At 70.8% G+C, this 16,099-nt stretch carries 14 protein-coding genes; 12 read left to right on the top strand and 2 right to left on the bottom strand.

Features of this window, described 5'->3' with window-relative positions:
• Window position 1: 1 nt before the first annotated feature.
• The 11 genes from PX701_RS15210 (at window position 2) to PX701_RS15260 (ending at window position 12,978) form a co-directional block, all read left to right on the top strand.
• Complete coding sequence (locus PX701_RS15210) at window positions 2–658, top strand: amino acid ABC transporter permease (RefSeq protein WP_231431283.1); 657 nt, start codon at window positions 2–4, stop codon at window positions 656–658.
• On the top strand, window positions 655–1,581 hold the full coding sequence (locus PX701_RS15215) for an amino acid ABC transporter permease (RefSeq protein ID WP_231431282.1): 927 nt from the start codon (window positions 655–657) through the stop codon (window positions 1,579–1,581). The genes PX701_RS15210 and PX701_RS15215 overlap by 4 nt, the downstream gene beginning before the upstream one ends.
• Before the next feature lie 81 nt (window positions 1,582–1,662).
• Entirely contained in the window at window positions 1,663–2,703 is a 1,041-nt protein-coding gene (gene pheS, locus PX701_RS15220; protein WP_231431281.1) for a phenylalanine--tRNA ligase subunit alpha, read from the top strand.
• Between the two features lie 64 nt (window positions 2,704–2,767).
• Window positions 2,768–5,272: a phenylalanine--tRNA ligase subunit beta gene (gene pheT / locus PX701_RS15225; RefSeq protein WP_275506766.1), complete on the top strand. Its 2,505-nt coding sequence runs from the start codon at window positions 2,768–2,770 to the stop codon at window positions 5,270–5,272.
• Between the two features lie 373 nt (window positions 5,273–5,645).
• On the top strand, window positions 5,646–6,689 hold the full coding sequence (argC, locus tag PX701_RS15230) for an N-acetyl-gamma-glutamyl-phosphate reductase (RefSeq protein WP_231431279.1): 1,044 nt from the start codon (window positions 5,646–5,648) through the stop codon (window positions 6,687–6,689).
• Window positions 6,686–7,843: a bifunctional glutamate N-acetyltransferase/amino-acid acetyltransferase ArgJ gene (gene argJ / locus PX701_RS15235; RefSeq protein WP_275506767.1), complete on the top strand. Its 1,158-nt coding sequence runs from the start codon at window positions 6,686–6,688 to the stop codon at window positions 7,841–7,843. The genes argC and argJ overlap by 4 nt, the downstream gene beginning before the upstream one ends.
• 2 nt (window positions 7,844–7,845) lie before the next feature.
• Window positions 7,846–8,778, top strand: coding sequence for an acetylglutamate kinase (argB, locus tag PX701_RS15240; RefSeq protein WP_275506809.1), 933 nt, complete (start codon window positions 7,846–7,848; stop codon window positions 8,776–8,778).
• Complete coding sequence (locus PX701_RS15245; protein ID WP_231431277.1) at window positions 8,775–9,962, top strand: acetylornithine transaminase; 1,188 nt, start codon at window positions 8,775–8,777, stop codon at window positions 9,960–9,962. Before argB ends, PX701_RS15245 begins: the two co-directional genes overlap by 4 nt.
• Window positions 9,963–9,992: 30 nt before the next feature.
• A complete protein-coding gene (argF, locus tag PX701_RS15250; protein ID WP_231431276.1) occupies window positions 9,993–10,922 on the top strand; it encodes an ornithine carbamoyltransferase in 930 nt (309 codons plus the stop codon).
• Complete coding sequence (argH, locus tag PX701_RS15255; protein ID WP_231431275.1) at window positions 10,922–12,355, top strand: argininosuccinate lyase; 1,434 nt, start codon at window positions 10,922–10,924, stop codon at window positions 12,353–12,355. Before argF ends, argH begins: the two co-directional genes overlap by 1 nt.
• Complete coding sequence (locus PX701_RS15260) at window positions 12,352–12,978, top strand: DNA-3-methyladenine glycosylase (RefSeq protein ID WP_420831085.1); 627 nt, start codon at window positions 12,352–12,354, stop codon at window positions 12,976–12,978. Before argH ends, PX701_RS15260 begins: the two co-directional genes overlap by 4 nt.
• Window positions 12,979–13,014: 36 nt before the next feature.
• Here the strand turns inward: PX701_RS15260 and PX701_RS15265 are convergent, their stop codons facing one another.
• Both PX701_RS15265 and PX701_RS15270 read right to left on the bottom strand, forming a co-directional pair.
• Entirely contained in the window at window positions 13,015–13,620 is a 606-nt protein-coding gene (locus PX701_RS15265; RefSeq protein ID WP_231431273.1) for a hypothetical protein, read from the bottom strand.
• On the bottom strand, window positions 13,617–14,237 hold the full coding sequence (locus tag PX701_RS15270) for a DNA-binding protein (RefSeq protein WP_231431272.1): 621 nt from the start codon (window positions 14,235–14,237) through the stop codon (window positions 13,617–13,619). Before PX701_RS15270 ends, PX701_RS15265 begins: the two co-directional genes overlap by 4 nt.
• A gap of 109 nt (window positions 14,238–14,346) precedes the next feature.
• Between PX701_RS15270 and tyrS the strand changes: the two genes are divergently transcribed.
• Entirely contained in the window at window positions 14,347–15,648 is a 1,302-nt protein-coding gene (tyrS, locus tag PX701_RS15275) for a tyrosine--tRNA ligase (protein WP_275506768.1), read from the top strand.
• Window positions 15,649–16,099 lie beyond the last annotated feature (451 nt).

Here is a 16,099-nt window from a genome sequence, read left to right on the forward strand (position 1 = left end):
GATGGGCATCATCACCGACAATCTCGACCTCTGGGGCGAGATGATCGTCGGCACGCTCCTGCTGTTCTTCGCGGGGGGAACCCTCGCGCTCATCCTGGGCACCATCGTCGGTGCGATGCGCGTGTCGCCGATCCCGATCGCACGCGGAGTCGGTGCCTTCTACGTGAACACCGTGCGCAACACCCCGCTGACGCTCGTCTTCTTCGCCTTCGCCTTCGCCCTGCCGCCGCTGCTGGGGCTGCGGCTCACCGGTGCGGTTTCGATCACCCTCGCGATCTGTGCGCTCGGCATCTACACCGCCACCTACGTGGCCGAGACGATCCGCTCCGGCATCAACACCGTTCCGGTCGGCCAGGCCGAGGCGGCACGTGCGATCGGGCTGACGTTCGGACAGGTCATGCGGTTCGTCGTGCTGCCGCAGGCTTTCCGCTCCGTGATCCCGCCGATGATGAGCGTCTTCATCGCGCTGCTCAAGAACACGACCGTCGCCGCCGGGTTCTCGATCGCCAACCTCGGGTCGGTCCGCGCCTACCTCAGCGAGCGCGGCGAGAACCAGTTCGTCGCGATCCTCTGGGTGATGGCGATCTTCGTCGCCCTCGTGCTGCTGCTGTCATGGGCGCAGCAGACATTCGAGCGCCGTTGGAAGGTGGCCCGATGACCAGCGTCCTCTACGATGTGCCCGGCCCCCGGGCGATCGCCCGCAACCGCATCCTCGGCGTCATCACCGTCGTCGTGGTGCTGGCGATCCTCGGCTTCATCCTGTGGCGGCTCTGGGCGACGGGGCAGTTCACGGCCGAGAAGTGGAGCGCATTCACCTACACGAACGTATGGGTCCAGATCGGCATCGCGACCCTGAACACGCTCGCCGCGTTCGGCGCGGCCGCGGTGGGCGCACTCATCGTCGGATTCGTCCTCGCGATCGGCCGGCTCTCCGACCACGCGTGGCTCCGACGCCCGGTGGGTGCGGTCGTCGAGGTGCTCCGCGCCGTTCCCGTGCTCGTCTTCATGTTCCTGCTCTACTACGGGCTGCCGGTCATCGGCGTGAAGATGGACCCGTACTGGGCGGTGGTCATCGCCCTCATCGCGTACAACGGCTCCGTGCTCGCCGAGGTCATCCGCGCCGGTGTGGAGTCGCTGCCGAAGGGCCAGTCAGAGGCCGGGTACGCGATCGGCCTGCGCAAGGCCGGCGTGATGCGACTCATCCTGCTGCCACAGGCCATCCGCGCGATGATGCCCGTGATCATCGCCCAGCTCGTCGTCACGCTGAAGGACACCGCACTCGGCTACATCATCACGTACGAGGAACTGCTCTTCTACGCGCGCTACATCGGCTCGCAGTCGACCTACGGCTCGCCGATCGTCCCGGCGACGATCATCGTCGGCACGATCTACATCCTGCTCTGCCTGATCCTCTCCTACATCGCCTACCGGGTCGAGCGCCGGCTCCGACGCACGCACCGCACCGTGATCACCGTCGACCTGCTCGACGAGAACATCACCACGACCCGGGCGGTCGCCGTGCAGGCCGGCCTGGACTCGATCGGCGGCAGCGAAGGGACAGGTGGCGGCCTCCGGGGCTGAAATGCGACGAGCCTCGACGCGGCGTCGGCCACGAGGTGGCGCGCCACGCACGGTACCGCCGCGCCGGTAGACTCGGTTCTCGTGCCAGAGCCCCTCGAAATCACCGAGTCCGCGGTCCAGTCCGCCGTCGACGCGGCCCTCGCGGCCATCGCGTCCGCCGGCGACTCCGCCGCGCTGAAGACCGTTCGCACCGAGCACACCGGCGACAAGTCGCCGCTCGCGCTGCTGAACGCCGAGCTCCGCAACGTGCCCAACGAGCAGAAGGCCGCACTCGGCAAGCTCGTGGGCGGCGCGCGCGGCCGGGTAGGCCAGGCGTTCGCCGCCCGCGAGGCCGAGATCGTCGAGGCCGAGGCGGCCGCGCGACTCGTCGCCGAGGCCGTCGACGTCACGGCACTGCCCTCGCGGTTCAACGCGGGCGCGAGGCATCCCCTCGCCCTGCTGCAGGACCGGGTGTGCGACGTCTTCACCGGCATGGGCTGGGAGATCGCGGAGGGCCCCGAGGTCGAGAGCGAGTGGTTCAACTTCGACGCGCTGAACTTCGACGCCGACCACCCCGCGCGCGCGATGCAGGACACGTTCTTCGTCGACCCGCCCGAAGCCCACCTCGTCATGCGCACCCACACGAGCCCCGTGCAGATCCGCTCGATGCTCGAGCGCGACCTGCCGCTCTACGTGCTCGCGCCGGGCCGCGTGTATCGCACCGACGAGTTCGATGCGACCCATCTGCCCGTGTTCATGCAGTTCGAGGGCGTGGCGGTCGACAAGGGCCTGACGATGGCGCACCTCAAGGGCACGCTCGATCACTTCGTGAAGTCGATCTTCGGCGAGGAGGCGAAGATCCGCCTCCGGCCGAGCTTCTTCCCGTTCACCGAGCCGAGCGCCGAGCTCGACTTCTGGCACCCGACGTTCAAGGGCGGCGCGCGCTGGATCGAGTGGGGCGGCTGCGGCATGATGCACCCCAACGTGCTGAGGGCGGCGGGCATCGACCCCGAGGTCTACACGGGCTTCGCGTTCGGCATGGGCATCGAGCGCGGACTGATGCTCCGCAACGACGTGCAGGACATGCGCGAAATGGTCGAGGGAGACGTCCGCTTCTCCCAGCAGTTCGGAATGGTGGTCTGACGATGACCGGCGCAGCCCTCTCAAACGGTGATATCTCCCAGCAGTTCGGAATGGTGGTCTAACGATGCGAGTACCTCTCAGCTGGCTCGCCGAATACGTCGAGCTCGTCCCGGGAACGACGCCCGAAGACGTGCATGCCGCCCTCGTGAAGGTCGGCCTCGAAGAAGAAGACGTGCACACGTTCGAGCTCGAGGGCCCGATCGTCGTGGGCGAGGTGCTCGAGTTCGTCGAGGAGCCGCAGTCCAACGGCAAGACGATCCGGTGGTGCCAGGTCGACGTCGGCGAGGCGAACGGCGGGGTGCGCGGCATCGTCTGCGGTGCCCGCAACTTCTTCCCCGGCGACCGGGTCGTTGTGACGCTGCCCGGCGCCGTGCTGCCCGGCCCGTTCCCGATCGCTGCCCGCAAGACGTACGGTCACGTTTCCGACGGCATGATCGCCTCGGCCCGTGAACTCGGCCTCGGCGACGACCACGACGGCATCCTGCGCCTGTCGACCCTCGGTATCGACGCGCCCGTCGGCTCCGACGCGATCGCGCTGCTCGGCCTCGACGACGCGGCGATCGAGATCAACGTCACGCCCGATCGCGGCTACGCGTTCTCGATCCGCGGCGTCGCCCGGGAGTACGCGCACGCGACGGGTGCGGTGTTCCGCGATCCGGTCGAGCTGACCCCGGCGACCGATGCCTCGGCCGACGGCTTCCCCGTCGTCATCGACGACCGAGCGCCGATCCGAGGCAAGGTCGCGTCGAGCGCCTTCGCGACGCGCATCGTGCGCGGTGTCGACGCCTCGCGCCCGACGCCCGCGTGGATGATCGCGCGGCTGAAGCTCGCCGGCATCCGGTCGCTGTCGGTGCTCGTCGACATCACGAACTACGTGATGCTCGAACTCGGCCAGCCGATCCACGGCTACGACCTCGACACGCTGCGCGGCGGCATCGTCGTGCGCCGTGCCGAGCCGGGCGAGCCGTTCACGACGCTCGACGGCAAGCAGCGCACCCTGCACGCCGAAGACATCGTCGTCACCGACGACCGGGGCCCGATCGGCCTCGCGGGGGTCATGGGCGGCGCCGAGACCGAGATGAGCGACACGACGCAGAACGTGCTCATCGAGGCCGCCCACTGGGACCCGGTGTCGATCGCCCGCACGGCGCGCCGGCACAAGCTTCCGAGCGAGGCCGCGAAGCGCTACGAGCGCGGCATCGACCCGACGATCGGCGCCGTCGCCGTCGCACGCGTCGCCCAGCTCATGGTCGACCTCGCGGGCGGCACGGCCGACGCGGGAGGTTCGCTCATCCAGACGACGACCGACCGGGAGGCGATCGACCTCCCCGACGGCTTCGTCTCGCGCGTCATCGGCGTCGAGTACACGAACGACGAGGTGCACGACGCGCTCGCCGAGATCGGCGGCGTGCTCACGCGCGTCGAGGGCGGCTACTCGGTCGTTCCGCCGGCATGGCGGCCCGACCTCACGGGCCGCGAGGAGCTCGCCGAGGAGGTCGCCCGGCTCGTGGGCTATCACCGCATCCCGTCGGTGCTGCCCGTCGCGCCGCCCGGCCGGGGGCTCACCCGATCGCAGCGGCTCCGCCGCCAGACGGCCGATGCGCTCGCCGCGGCGGGTTCGGTCGAGGTGCTCTCGTTCCCGTTCGCGACCGACGACGAGAACCGCACCTTCGGCAGTGTCGACGGCGAGCCGGTCGCGTCGGTGCGCCTCGCGAACGCACTCGACCAGTCGACGCCGTTCCTGCGCCGATCGCTGCTTCCGGGGCTCATCGCCGCGGCCAAGCGCAACCGCTCGCGCGGGCTGCTCGACCTCGACCTCTTCGAGATCGGCATCGTGTTCCTCCCCGAGCCCGGTCACGTCTACGGGACGGCCGAGCTGCCGGCCGGCGACGCCAAGCCCGGCGACGAGACGCTCGCCGCGCTCGACGCGGGCATCCCGCCGCAGCCGCGCCACCTCGGCGTGCTCCTCGTCGGCGACCGGGTCGCCAAGCAGCCGGGCGTCGCGGCCGAGCCGTACGGCGTGGCCGACGCCCTCGACGCGGCGCGGCGGGTCGCGCTCGCGACGGGGGCCGAGCTCGAGATCGTGCAGGGTTCGCACCACGCGCTCCACCCCGGCCGCACGGCGGAACTGCGGGTGGGCGGTCGCCCCGTCGGCTTCGCCGGCGAACTCCTGCCCGCGCTCGCCGAGGCCGACGACCTGCCGCGCGTCGTCGCGGTCGTCGAACTCGACCTCGACGCGATCATCGCGGCCGCCGACCCCGCGGTCGAGGCGTCCTCGATCGGCACCCTCCCCGCAGCGACGCAGGACCTGTCGCTCGTCGTGGGCGCCGAGGTGCCGGCGGCCGAGGTCGCCGCGGCCGTGCGCGAGGGGGCGGGCGAGCTGCTCGAGCACCTCGAGCTCGTCGACGACTACCGTGGCCAGGGCGTGACCGAGGGGTCGAAGAGCCTCACGTTCGCCCTGCGCTTCCGAGCGGCCGACCGCACCCTGACGGCGGCCGAGGCGAGCGCCGCGAAGCTCGCAGGGGCGTCGCTCGCGGGCGAGCGCACCGGAGCCGTGATCCGCGACTAGGCGGAGCGCGCCCGTGCATCCCTGACCACCGGGTCATCGAGAGTGCGGTCGTCGCCCGAAATGGGGCCGCGACTGCACTCTCGCTCGTCGTGCTCGCTCGTTGTGCACGCGCACGCGGCACACCCCGCCCCGCGGGCGACGTCACCGCGCGACATCCGGCGACGCCCGGTTTGCAGGCGCCGTCGTCGCCTCGATAGGGTCGGAGCATGTCCATCACCCGGTTCGCCGCCTCACGCCACGCGCGTGTCGAGGTCGTGCGCAGCCGACGCCGTGGCGGGCGCCGAATCTCGGCGACCCCTGCGACGGCCTAGCGGGCTGTCGCGGGGCGTCGCCGGAACATCGCCCCGACCGCACAGACCCTAAGGTGGATTCCATGACGTACTCCGTCGCCGTCTCCGGCGCGTCCGGCTATGCCGGGGGAGAGATCCTTCGCCTCCTGGCCGATCATCCCGAGCTCCAGGTCCGCACCGTGACCGCCCACTCGAACGCCGGCCAGTCGCTCGCCGCGGTGCAGCCGCACCTGCGCACCTACACGCACCTGACGCTCAAGGAGACGACGGCCGAGACGCTCGCCGGCCATGACGTCGTCTTCCTCGCGCTGCCGCACGGCGCGTCGGGCGCGATCGCGGCAGAGCTCTCGCCCGACACGCTCGTGATCGACTGCGGCGCCGACCACCGGCTCGAGTCGGCGACCGACTGGGCCGAGTTCTACGGCGGCGAATTCCACCCCGCGTGGGAGTACGGCGTGCCCGAGCTGCCGCGTCTCACCGGCACGCAGCGCGACCGCCTCGCGAAGGCGAAGCGCATCGCCGCCCCGGGGTGCAACGCCTCGACGGTCGCCCTCTCGCTCGCTCCCGGCATCCGCGCCGGGGTCGTCGAAGACCGCGACCTCGTGTCGGTGCTCGCGGTCGGCCCGTCGGGGGCCGGCAAGAGCCTCAAGGCGCACCTGCTCGCAGCCGAGATCCTGGGCTCGGCGAACCCGTACTCGGTCGGCGGGGTCCACCGGCACATCCCCGAGGTGCAGCAGGCCCTCCGGTGGGCGGGCGCCGCCGAGCCGACGCTCTCGTTCACCCCCGTCATCGTGCCCATGTCACGTGGAATCCTCGCGACCTCGACGGCCCGCATCATGCCCGGTACGGATGCCTCGGCGGTGCGCGCCGCCTGGGAGGACGCGTATGCGGGGGAGCGGTTCGTGCAGCTCCTCCCCGAAGGGCAGTTCCCCCGCACCGCCGACGTGCTCGGCGCGAACACCGCGCTCATGGGACTCGCGATCGACGAGCGCGCGGGCCGCGTCGTCGTCGTGACCGCGGTCGACAACCTCGTCAAGGGCACCGCGGGTGCCGCCATCCAGTCGGCGAACCTCGCGCTCGGCCTCACCGAGTCGACCGGCCTGCCCGTGAACGGAGTGGCCCCGTGACCGTCACCGCCCCCGCCGGATTCGAAGCCGCCGGCATCGCCGCCGGCATCAAGCGCACCGGCGCGCTCGACCTCGCCCTCGTCGTCAACCGTGGGCCTTCGCAGCAGGCGGCGGTCGTGTTCACGTCGAACCGCGCGCAGGCGAACCCGATCATCTGGTCGAAGGAGGCTGCGAGAGACGGCCTCGTGTCCGCCGTCGTGCTCAACTCGGGCGGCGCCAACTGCTTCACCGGGCCCGAGGGCTTCCAGGTCACGCACCGCACCGCCGAGGCGGCTGCTGCCGCGCTCGGCGTCTCGGCCGGAGACGTGCTCGTCTGCTCGACCGGGCTCATCGGCGAGCAGCTCGACGGCGAGATCCTCGAAGAGGGCGTGCTGAGCGCCGCCAACCGGCTCTCGGTAGATGCGGCAGCCGGCGACGACGCGGCACGGGCCATCATGACCACCGACACGACGCCGAAGACCGTCGTCGTCGACGGCGCGGGGTGGCGCATCGGCGGCATGGCGAAGGGCGCCGGCATGCTCGCCCCCGGGCTCGCCACGATGCTCGTCGTCATCACGACCGACGCCGACCTCGAGGCATCCGCGCTCGATCGTGCGCTGCGGCAGGCGACCCGGGTGAGCTTCGACAGGCTCGACTCCGACGGCTGCATGTCGACCAACGACCAGGTCACCCTGCTCGCGAGCGCTGCGTCCGGCGTGGCGCCCGACGAGACGGTGTTCACCGCGGCGCTCACCGAGGTCTGCCTCGACCTCGCCGCGCAGCTGCAGGCCGACGCCGAAGGCGCGAGCCACGACATCGCGATCGAGGTGCGCGGCGCGGTCAGCGAGGACGACGCGGTCGAGGTCGGCCGCGCGGTCGCCCGCAACAACCTCTTCAAGGCCGCGATCTTCGGCAACGACCCGAACTGGGGACGCGTGCTCGCCGCGATCGGCACGACGCGGGCGCCGTTCGATCCCTACCTCGTCGACGTGACGATGAACGGCGTGCGCGTGTGTCACGCCGGCCGGCCCGACCGGCCGCGCGACGAGGTCGACCTGACGCCCCGCGCCACGCACGTGCTCGTCGAGCTGCACGCGGGTGAGGCGTCCGCGACGATCCTGACCAACGATCTCACGCACGACTACGTGCACGAGAACAGCGCGTACGCGAGCTGATGATGGGCGATTTCGACGGAACGGATGCCTCCGGCGAGGCCGGAGAGGTCGCCGGCGCCGGTGAGAAGGCGCGGGTGCTCATCGAGTCGCTGCCGTGGCTCAAGCGCTTCCACGGCGAGACGATCGTCGTGAAGTTCGGCGGTAACGCGATGGTGAGCCCCGAGCTGCAGCGGGCGTTCGCCGAGGACATGGTGTACCTCCGCTACGCCGGCATCAAGCCGGTCGTCGTCCACGGCGGGGGTCCGCAGATCTCGTCGATGCTCGAACGGCTCGGCATCGAGAGCGAGTTCCGCGGCGGCTACCGTGTGACGACGCCCGAGGCGATGGACGTCGTGCGCATGGTGCTCTCCGGCCAGGTCAACCGCGAGCTCGTCTCGCTCATCAACGAGCACGGACCACTCGCCGCGGGGCTCTCCGGCGAAGATGCGGGGCTCTTCACCGGCCGTCGCCGAGGGGCGCGGGTCGACGGCGTCGAGGTCGACCTCGGTCTCGTCGGCGAGGTGGTCTCCGTCGATCCCGAGGCGGTCGTGGCGCAGCTGCACGCCGGGCGCATCCCGGTCGTCTCGTCGATCGCCCCTGACGGCGATGCGCCGGGGCAGTCGCTCAACGTGAACGCCGACTCGGCGGCCGCGGCGCTCGCCGTGGCGCTGCGGGCGGCGAAGCTCGTCATCCTGACCGACGTCGCCGGCCTCTACCGCGACTGGCCGAACCGCGACTCGCTCGTCTCCGTCATCGGCGTGCCCGAGCTCGAGGCCCTGCTGCCGTCGCTCGAGTCGGGCATGATCCCGAAGATGCGGGCCTGCCTCGAGGCCGTCGAGGGCGGCGTCGCGAAGGCCGCGATCATCGATGGCCGGGTGCCGCACTCGATCCTGCTCGAGGTCTTCACCCCGCAGGGCATCGGCACCGAGGTCGTCCCGGCAGGAGGCACGACATGACCGACTGGCAGCAGCGATTCGACTCCCGCATCATGCGGTCGATCGGCATGCCGCTCGCGAAGCTCGAGCGTGGCGACGGCGCGTGGGTGTGGGATGACTCGGGCAAGCGGTACCTCGACTTCCTCGCGGGCATCGCCGTCAACGCCCTCGGCCACGCGCATCCCGTGTTCGTCGAGGCCGTGTCGGCCCAGGCGGCGAAGCTCGCGCACGTGTCGAACTACTTCACGACCGAACCGGCGCTCGAGCTCGCCGAACGCATCACGCGGCTCGCAGGCGCCGGCGACGAGGGCCGGGCGTGGTTCGGCAACTCGGGCGCCGAGGCGAACGAGGCGGCGTTCAAGCTCGCACGCCTGAACAACTCGGGCGGTGCCCGCACGCGCATGCTCGCGCTCGTCGACGGCTTCCACGGCCGCACGATGGGCTCGCTCGCGCTCACGGGCAAGCCGCACATGCGCGACCCGTTCGAGCCGCTGCCGGGTGGCGTCGAGCACATCCCGGCGACGATCGAGGCACTCGAAGCCGAGCTCGACGACGCGGTGTCGGCGCTCATCCTCGAGCCGATCCAGGGCGAGGCCGGCGTCGTCGAGCTGCCGCCCGGCTTCCTCGAGGCGGCGCGCGAGCTCACCCACCGCCACGGGGCGCTGCTCATCGTCGACGAGATCCAGACCGGCGCCGGGCGAACCGGGGCCTGGTTCGGGTTCCAGCACGCCGGCATCGCACCCGACGCGATCACGGTCGCCAAGGGCATCGGCGGCGGCATCCCGATCGGCGGACTCGTCACATTCGGCCGCGCGTCGTCGCTGTACACGAAGGGTCAGCACGGCTCGACGTTCGGGGGCAACCCGCTCGCGACCGCCGTCGCGAACGCGGTGCTCGGCGAGATCGAGCGGGCCGACCTCGTCGGCAACGCCGCCCGGCGTGGTGCCCAGCTCCGCGAGCGCATCCTCGCGCTCGGCTCGCCGCTCGTCGCGGGGGTCCGCGGGCGAGGCCTGCTCGTGGGTGTCGGCCTCGACGAACCGGTCGCGGCGCGCGTCGTCGCGGCCGCGATGGACGAGGGGCTCATCGTCAACGCGGCGAACGACTCGACGATCCGCATCGCCCCGCCCCTCATCATCGGCGACGTCGAGCTCGACGAGTTCGACGCCCGCTTCGGCCGTGCCCTCGAGCGCGTCGCCGCCGCCTGACCTCTCCTCCCTTCGAACCGAACGGACCGCATGACCCGCCACTTCCTCCGCGACGACGACCTCACGCCCGCAGAGCAGGCCGAGGTGCTCGACCTCGCCGCACGTCTCAAGGCCGACCGTTACTCCGCGCGCCCGCTCGAGGGACCGCAGACGGTCGCCGTCATCTTCGACAAGACCTCGACCCGCACGAGGGTCTCGTTCTCCGTCGGCATCGCCGACCTCGGCGGCGTGCCCCTCGTGATCAGCTCGAGCGAGAGCCAGCTCGGCGGCAAGGAGTCGGTCGCCGACACCGCCCGCGTGCTCGAGCGGATGGTCGGGGCGATCGTCTGGCGCACGTTCGATCACGCAGGTCTCGAGGAGATGGCCGCCGGAACCGCGGTGCCCGTCGTCAACGCACTCAGCGACGACTTCCACCCCTGCCAGCTGCTCGCCGACCTGCAGACCATCCGCGAGCGGAAGGGCGCGCTCGCAGGGCTCACCCTCGCCTACTTCGGCGACGGGGCGAACAACATGTCCCACTCGTATCTGCTCGCTGGCGCGACCGCGGGCATGCACGTACGCATCGCGGCACCCGCGGCGTACGCCCCGCGGCCCGACATCGTCGACGACGCGATCCGCATCGCCGCGTCCACGGGCGGCTCGGTGCTCGTCACCGACGACGCGAGCGCGGCGGCGAACGGCGCCGACGTGGTCGTGACCGACACCTGGGTGTCGATGGGGCAGGAGGACGAGAAGGCCGAGCGGCTCGCGACGTTCGGCGACTACCGGGTGACCGAGGCGATCATGGCCGAGGCCGGCGACGACGCGATCTTCATGCACTGCCTGCCCGCCTACCGCGGCGTCGAGGTCGACGGGGCGGTCATCGACGGCCCGCAGTCCGTCGTATGGGACGAGGCGGAGAACCGCCTGCATGCCCAGAAGGCGCTGCTGACCTGGCTCCTCGACCGGAAGGACGCATGATGACCACCGAGCACGGTACGAACGAGGGATCGCTCTGGGGCGCCCGCTTCGCGACGGGCCCATCGCCCGAGCTCGCCCGGCTCTCGAAGTCGACGCACTTCGATTGGCAGCTCGCGGGATACGACCTCGCCGGCTCGCGTGCGCACGCGCGCGCGCTCGCCGCGGCCGGCTACCTCGACTCGGGCGAGCTCGCCGCGATGCTCGCGGGCCTCGACACGCTCGAGGCCAAGGTGATCTCGGGTGATCTCGTCGCGGCCGAGGGCGACGAAGACGTGCACGGCGCGCTCGAGGCGGCGCTCATCGACGTCGTCGGCCCCGAACTCGGTGGCAAGCTGCGCGCCGGTCGCAGTCGAAACGACCAGATCGCCACGCTCGTGCGCCTCTACCTGAAGGACCACGCGGCGACGATCGGGCAGCAGCTCGTGCACCTCATCGACGCCCTCGCGGCTCAGGCCGACGCCCACCGCGACGCGATCATGCCCGGCCGTACGCACCTCCAGCACGCGCAGCCGGTACTCCTCGCGCACCACCTGCTCGCCCACGCCTGGGCGCTCTCGCGCGACCTCGAGCGAATCGTCGACTGGATGAAGCGCGCAGACGTCTCGCCGTACGGCGGGGGAGCACTCGCCGGCTCGACGCTCGGCCTCGACGCGGCCGCCGTCGCCCGCGACCTCGGGCTCGCAGCGCCGGCCGAGAACTCGATCGACGGCACCGCGAGCCGCGACGTCGTGGCGGAGTTCGCGTTCGTCACCGCCATGATCGGCATCGACCTGTCGCGCATCTCCGAGGAGATCATCCTCTGGAACACGCGCGAGTTCGGCTTCGTCACGCTCGACGACGGGTTCTCGACGGGATCGTCGATCATGCCGCAGAAGAAGAACCCCGACATCGCCGAGCTCGCCCGCGGCAAGTCCGGTCGCCTCATCGGCAACCTGACGGGGCTGCTCGCCACGCTGAAGGCCCTCCCGCTGGCGTACAACCGCGATCTGCAGGAGGACAAGGAGCCCGTGTTCGACTCGGTCGAGACGCTCGAGGTGCTGCTGCCCGCGTTCACGGGCATGGTCGCGACCCTGACCTTCCACACCGACCGCATGGCGGAGCTCGCGCCCGCGGGGTTCTCCCTCGCGACCGATGTCGCGGAATGGCTCGTGAAGCGGCACGTGCCGTTCCGCGATGCCCATGAGATCACGGGCGCGCTCGTGCGCTACGCCGAGCAGCACGGTCTCGATCTCGACGCCGTCGACGACGCCGCGCTCGCGGCGATCTCGCCCCACCTCACGCCGGAGGTACGCGAGGTGCTCACGATCGAGGGCTCCGTCGCCAGTCGCGACGGCGTGGGCGGCACGTCGCCGGATCGTGTCGCCGATCAGTTCGCCCGCCTCGCGGAGCGGGTGCGTCATCTCGTGGCCGGACTGCCGGAGGCGTCGAACTGACGCAGCCGATCACGCCCGACCGGTCGTTCTTCGAGCAGGACCCGGTGCAGCTCGCGCCGCTCCTGCTCGGGGCGGTGCTCTCGTACCGGTCGTCCGACGGCGAGGTCGCGATCAGACTGTCGGAGGTCGAGGCCTACCGCGGCGTGGGGGAGGACCCCGGGTCGCACGCGTTCCGCGGACGTACGCCGCGCAACGCCGTGATGTTCGGCGAGCCGGCGCACCTCTACGCGTACTTCAGCTACGGCGTGCACGTCTGCCTCAACATCGTCGCGCGACCCGCCGGGACCTCCTCGGCGGTGCTCCTGCGCGGGGCGACCGTCGTCGCTGGCATCGACGTCGCGCGACGGCGTCGACCCGGTGTCAACGATCGCGACCTCGCTCGCGGCCCGGGACGGCTTGCGAAGGCGCTCGGCGTTCCGCTCGACGCGGACGGCAGCGACCTGCTCGCGGCGCCGTTCGGGCTGCGTCTGCCGGCGACCCCGCTGCACCACGTGAACGGTCCCCGCACCGGAGTGAACGGGGCGGGCGGCGGCAGTGCCTATCCCTGGCGGTTCTGGCTGCCGGGCGACGAGGGCGTCTCGCCGTACCGACGACACGCGGGCGCCGTCGATCCGACCGGCTGAGCCGTCGGTCGCGAGGGCCGGCGACGACGGGATGGCTCAGCTGATCGCGAGGTGCACGACGAGTGCGGCCGCACAGGCCCAGATGAGGCTGGCGAAGGTGCCGATGATGAACCGCTCGCGAGCCTCGGGGGCTTCGAGCTCGGTGAACCGGCCGACGCCCTTGACGGCCACGACGATCGCGAGCGCCTCCGGGAACCCGGCGATGATGGCGCCCGCCGAGGCGATGCGTTCGAGCACGCCGATCGTGAGGCCGCCGCGCAGCACCTCGCGCCGTCGTTCGGTCGTCTGCAGGCCCGGAGCGGCGCTCGGGTCGACACGGCGGTCGGTGACGATGATGCCGCCGTGCAACCCCGGCGAGACCGCGCCGCCCATCGCGAGCTCGAGGGCGGTGCCCGCCGCCGCGCTGCCGCCGAAGACCGCGATCGCGAGCCCGAGCAGGACGACGATCGGCGCGAGTCCGAACGGGGCGGTCGTGGTCGCGGTGGCTGCGGCGACGAGGGCGATGCCCAGGGTGCCGGTCGCGAACCAGATGTAGGCCCGCCTCGGCTTGAGCGAGGCGAGCACCGAGAGCACGGTGGCCGCGGCGAGCGAGATGAGCAGGGCCGACCAGGTGATGGCGTCGGCGAGGACGATGAGGTTCATGCGCGAGCTTCCGTCGAGGCATCCAGATGCTCAAGCAGCCTAGCGAGCGCGGGAGCCGCATCGAGCTCGGCGCGGATGTTCGCCGACTTCATGCGTGAGCTGATCGCGGGTGCGCTCACGCCGAGTTCGTCGGCGATGTCGGTCTGCCGCGCGCCGGCGACGATGCGGTCGTAGACCTCCCACCCCTGATCGGAACGGCGTTCGCGCAGCAGCAAGGCGAGGGTGAAGAGCGCCTCGACGTCAGCGGCGCTCGGCCCGCCGGTCACGTCGCCGCCGGCCTCGACGGCGATCCGCGGCGAGCTCTTCTTCGCTCGTTCGACGGCGTCGCGGGCGGCGAAGAACGCCTCGCCGCTCGCCTCCCTGATGTCCTCGGGCAGCGGTTCGCGCACCGGACCGCAACCGATCCCGACGCTCCAGCCGCCGTCGCGCGTGAGGTCGAAGACGACGTCGACGACCGTCCGCCCGTCGCGGGTGAGGAGCTGGATCTCGTCGCCGGCGTTGCGGGCGACCGGAAGCAGGAGCGCCGCGCCGTGCGCAGCTTGGATGCGGTCGCGGGCCGCTCCGGCGAGATCGGCCTTGGTCCGGCTGGCGACTTGGTCTGCGGTGACGACGATCATCTCGGCTCCTTCACCTTGAATCCTTCACTCGATACAAGATAAGCATACAGGGCTAATTCAGTATCGCTTAGTGATGCAGCCTGATCCGGAGCGCTGATACTCTGACGGGGTGTCAGACCCCGTGATCCTCTCCACCCAGCAGAACGACGCCTCATTCGACGACGTCTGGGACGAGCTCGTCTGGCGCGGCCACGTGCACGTGTCGACCGACCAGGCCGCGCTGAAAGAGCTCCTCGCGGGCGAGCCGATCACGTATTACTGCGGGTTCGACCCGACGGCGCCGAGCCTGCACCTCGGCAACCTCGTCCAGCTCATCGTCATGCGCCGGCTCCAACTCGCCGGTCATCGGCCGCTCGGCCTGGTCGGCGGTTCGACCGGTCTCATCGGCGACCCGCGCCCGACCGCCGAGCGCACCCTCAACACGAAGGAGACCGTGGCCGAGTGGGTCGGTCGCCTGCAGGGGCAGGTCTCACGATTCCTCTCCGCCGAAGGTGAGAACCCGGTGCGTCTGGTGAACAATCTCGACTGGACCGCCGGGCTCAGCGCGATCGACTTCCTGCGCGACATCGGCAAGCACTACCGCGTCGGCACGATGCTCAAGAAGGACGCGGTCGCCTCGCGACTGAACTCCGATGCCGGCATCAGCTACACGGAGTTCAGCTACCAGTTGCTGCAGGGCTACGACTACCTCGAGCTGTTCCGGCAGTACGGCTGCCTGCTGCAGACCGGCGGAAGCGACCAGTGGGGCAACCTCACGAGCGGTACCGACCTCATCCACCGGGTCGAGGGCCGGAGCGTGCACGCGATCGGCACGCCGCTCGTGACGAACGCCGACGGCACCAAGTTCGGCAAGAGCGAAGGCAACGCGATCTGGCTCGACGCCGACATGTGCAGCCCGTACCGCTTCTACCAGTTCTGGCTCAACACCGACGACGCCGACGTGATCGCGCGACTCAAGGTCTTCACGTTCCTCAGCCGAGCGCGCATCGAGGAGCTCGCGGCCGCGGTCGAGACCGAGCCGTTCCGTCGCGAGGCCCAGCGCGTACTCGCCTCCGAGGTCACCACCCTGGTGCACGGGGCGGATGCCACGGCCGCGGTCATCGCCGCATCGCAGGCGCTGTTCGGACAGGGCGATCTCGCTTCGCTCGACGCCGCGACGCTCGAATCGGCGTTGCGCGAGCTGCCCAACACGACCACGTCGCCCGACGCGCCGATCGCCCAGGTGCTCGCCGACACCGGACTCGTCGCGAGCGCGAGCGAGGGGCGGCGCGCGATCGCGCAGGGTGGTGTCTCGCTCGACAACGTACGCGTCGACGACGAGAAGGCGACGCTCGCCGACTTCGTCCGTCCGGGGGCGATGGCGGTGCTTCGCCGGGGCAAGAAGACCATGGCCGGCGTCTTCGTCGTGTGACGAGTTCCGTTCGGCCGACGGCCCCGCATCGCAGCCCGCGATGCGGGGCCGTTCCGCATCCAGCCTGCGCCGGCTCGCGGGCCGGCTCCCGACCGTCGATGTCGTCATCGTCGTCGGGCGCGAGAACCGCGGATTTCCGGGCGACACGCCCGGGATGCATCGTCGAGTTGCGAGGGTGCCGCCATCTCCGTAAAGTATTCATTCGTTGCCCCACAGGAGCGGAGAGCGGAAAGGCCGAGAGCCCCCGCAGATCCTCCTCAAGCGGCACGATGATTCCGAGCCAGACAGTTTTCTACGCCTGGCTTGAAGCATCCGGGTGCGTCCTCATGGGATGACCGGGTGGGAACTACAACGAAGCTCCGGATGATCGGCCTGATCTTGGTCGTGAAGCGGGTGCGTCCGTTCCTTGAGAACTCAACAGCGTGCACTATGTTCAATGCCAATTTATTGA

This window comes from Agromyces chromiiresistens, assembly GCF_029167465.1.
GTDB lineage: Bacteria > Actinomycetota > Actinomycetes > Actinomycetales > Microbacteriaceae > Agromyces > Agromyces chromiiresistens.

What these genes read in the sequence shown, in the direction of transcription:
- PX701_RS15245 (WP_231431277.1), top strand. Translation starts at nt 8,775, where the DNA reads ATGACCGACTGGCAGCAGCGATTCGACTCCCGCATCATGCGGTCGATC.
- argC (WP_231431279.1), top strand. Translation starts at nt 5,646, where the DNA reads ATGACGTACTCCGTCGCCGTCTCCGGCGCGTCCGGCTATGCCGGGGGA.
- pheT (WP_275506766.1), top strand. Translation starts at nt 2,768, where the DNA reads ATGCGAGTACCTCTCAGCTGGCTCGCCGAATACGTCGAGCTCGTCCCG.
- PX701_RS15270 (WP_231431272.1), bottom strand. Translation starts at nt 14,237, where the DNA reads ATGATCGTCGTCACCGCAGACCAAGTCGCCAGCCGGACCAAGGCCGAT.
- argH (WP_231431275.1), top strand. Translation starts at nt 10,922, where the DNA reads ATGACCACCGAGCACGGTACGAACGAGGGATCGCTCTGGGGCGCCCGC.
- PX701_RS15210 (WP_231431283.1), top strand. Translation starts at nt 2, where the DNA reads ATGGGCATCATCACCGACAATCTCGACCTCTGGGGCGAGATGATCGTC.
- argF (WP_231431276.1), top strand. Translation starts at nt 9,993, where the DNA reads ATGACCCGCCACTTCCTCCGCGACGACGACCTCACGCCCGCAGAGCAG.
- PX701_RS15215 (WP_231431282.1), top strand. Translation starts at nt 655, where the DNA reads ATGACCAGCGTCCTCTACGATGTGCCCGGCCCCCGGGCGATCGCCCGC.
- argB (WP_275506809.1), top strand. Translation starts at nt 7,846, where the DNA reads ATGGGCGATTTCGACGGAACGGATGCCTCCGGCGAGGCCGGAGAGGTC.
- PX701_RS15265 (WP_231431273.1), bottom strand. Translation starts at nt 13,620, where the DNA reads ATGAACCTCATCGTCCTCGCCGACGCCATCACCTGGTCGGCCCTGCTC.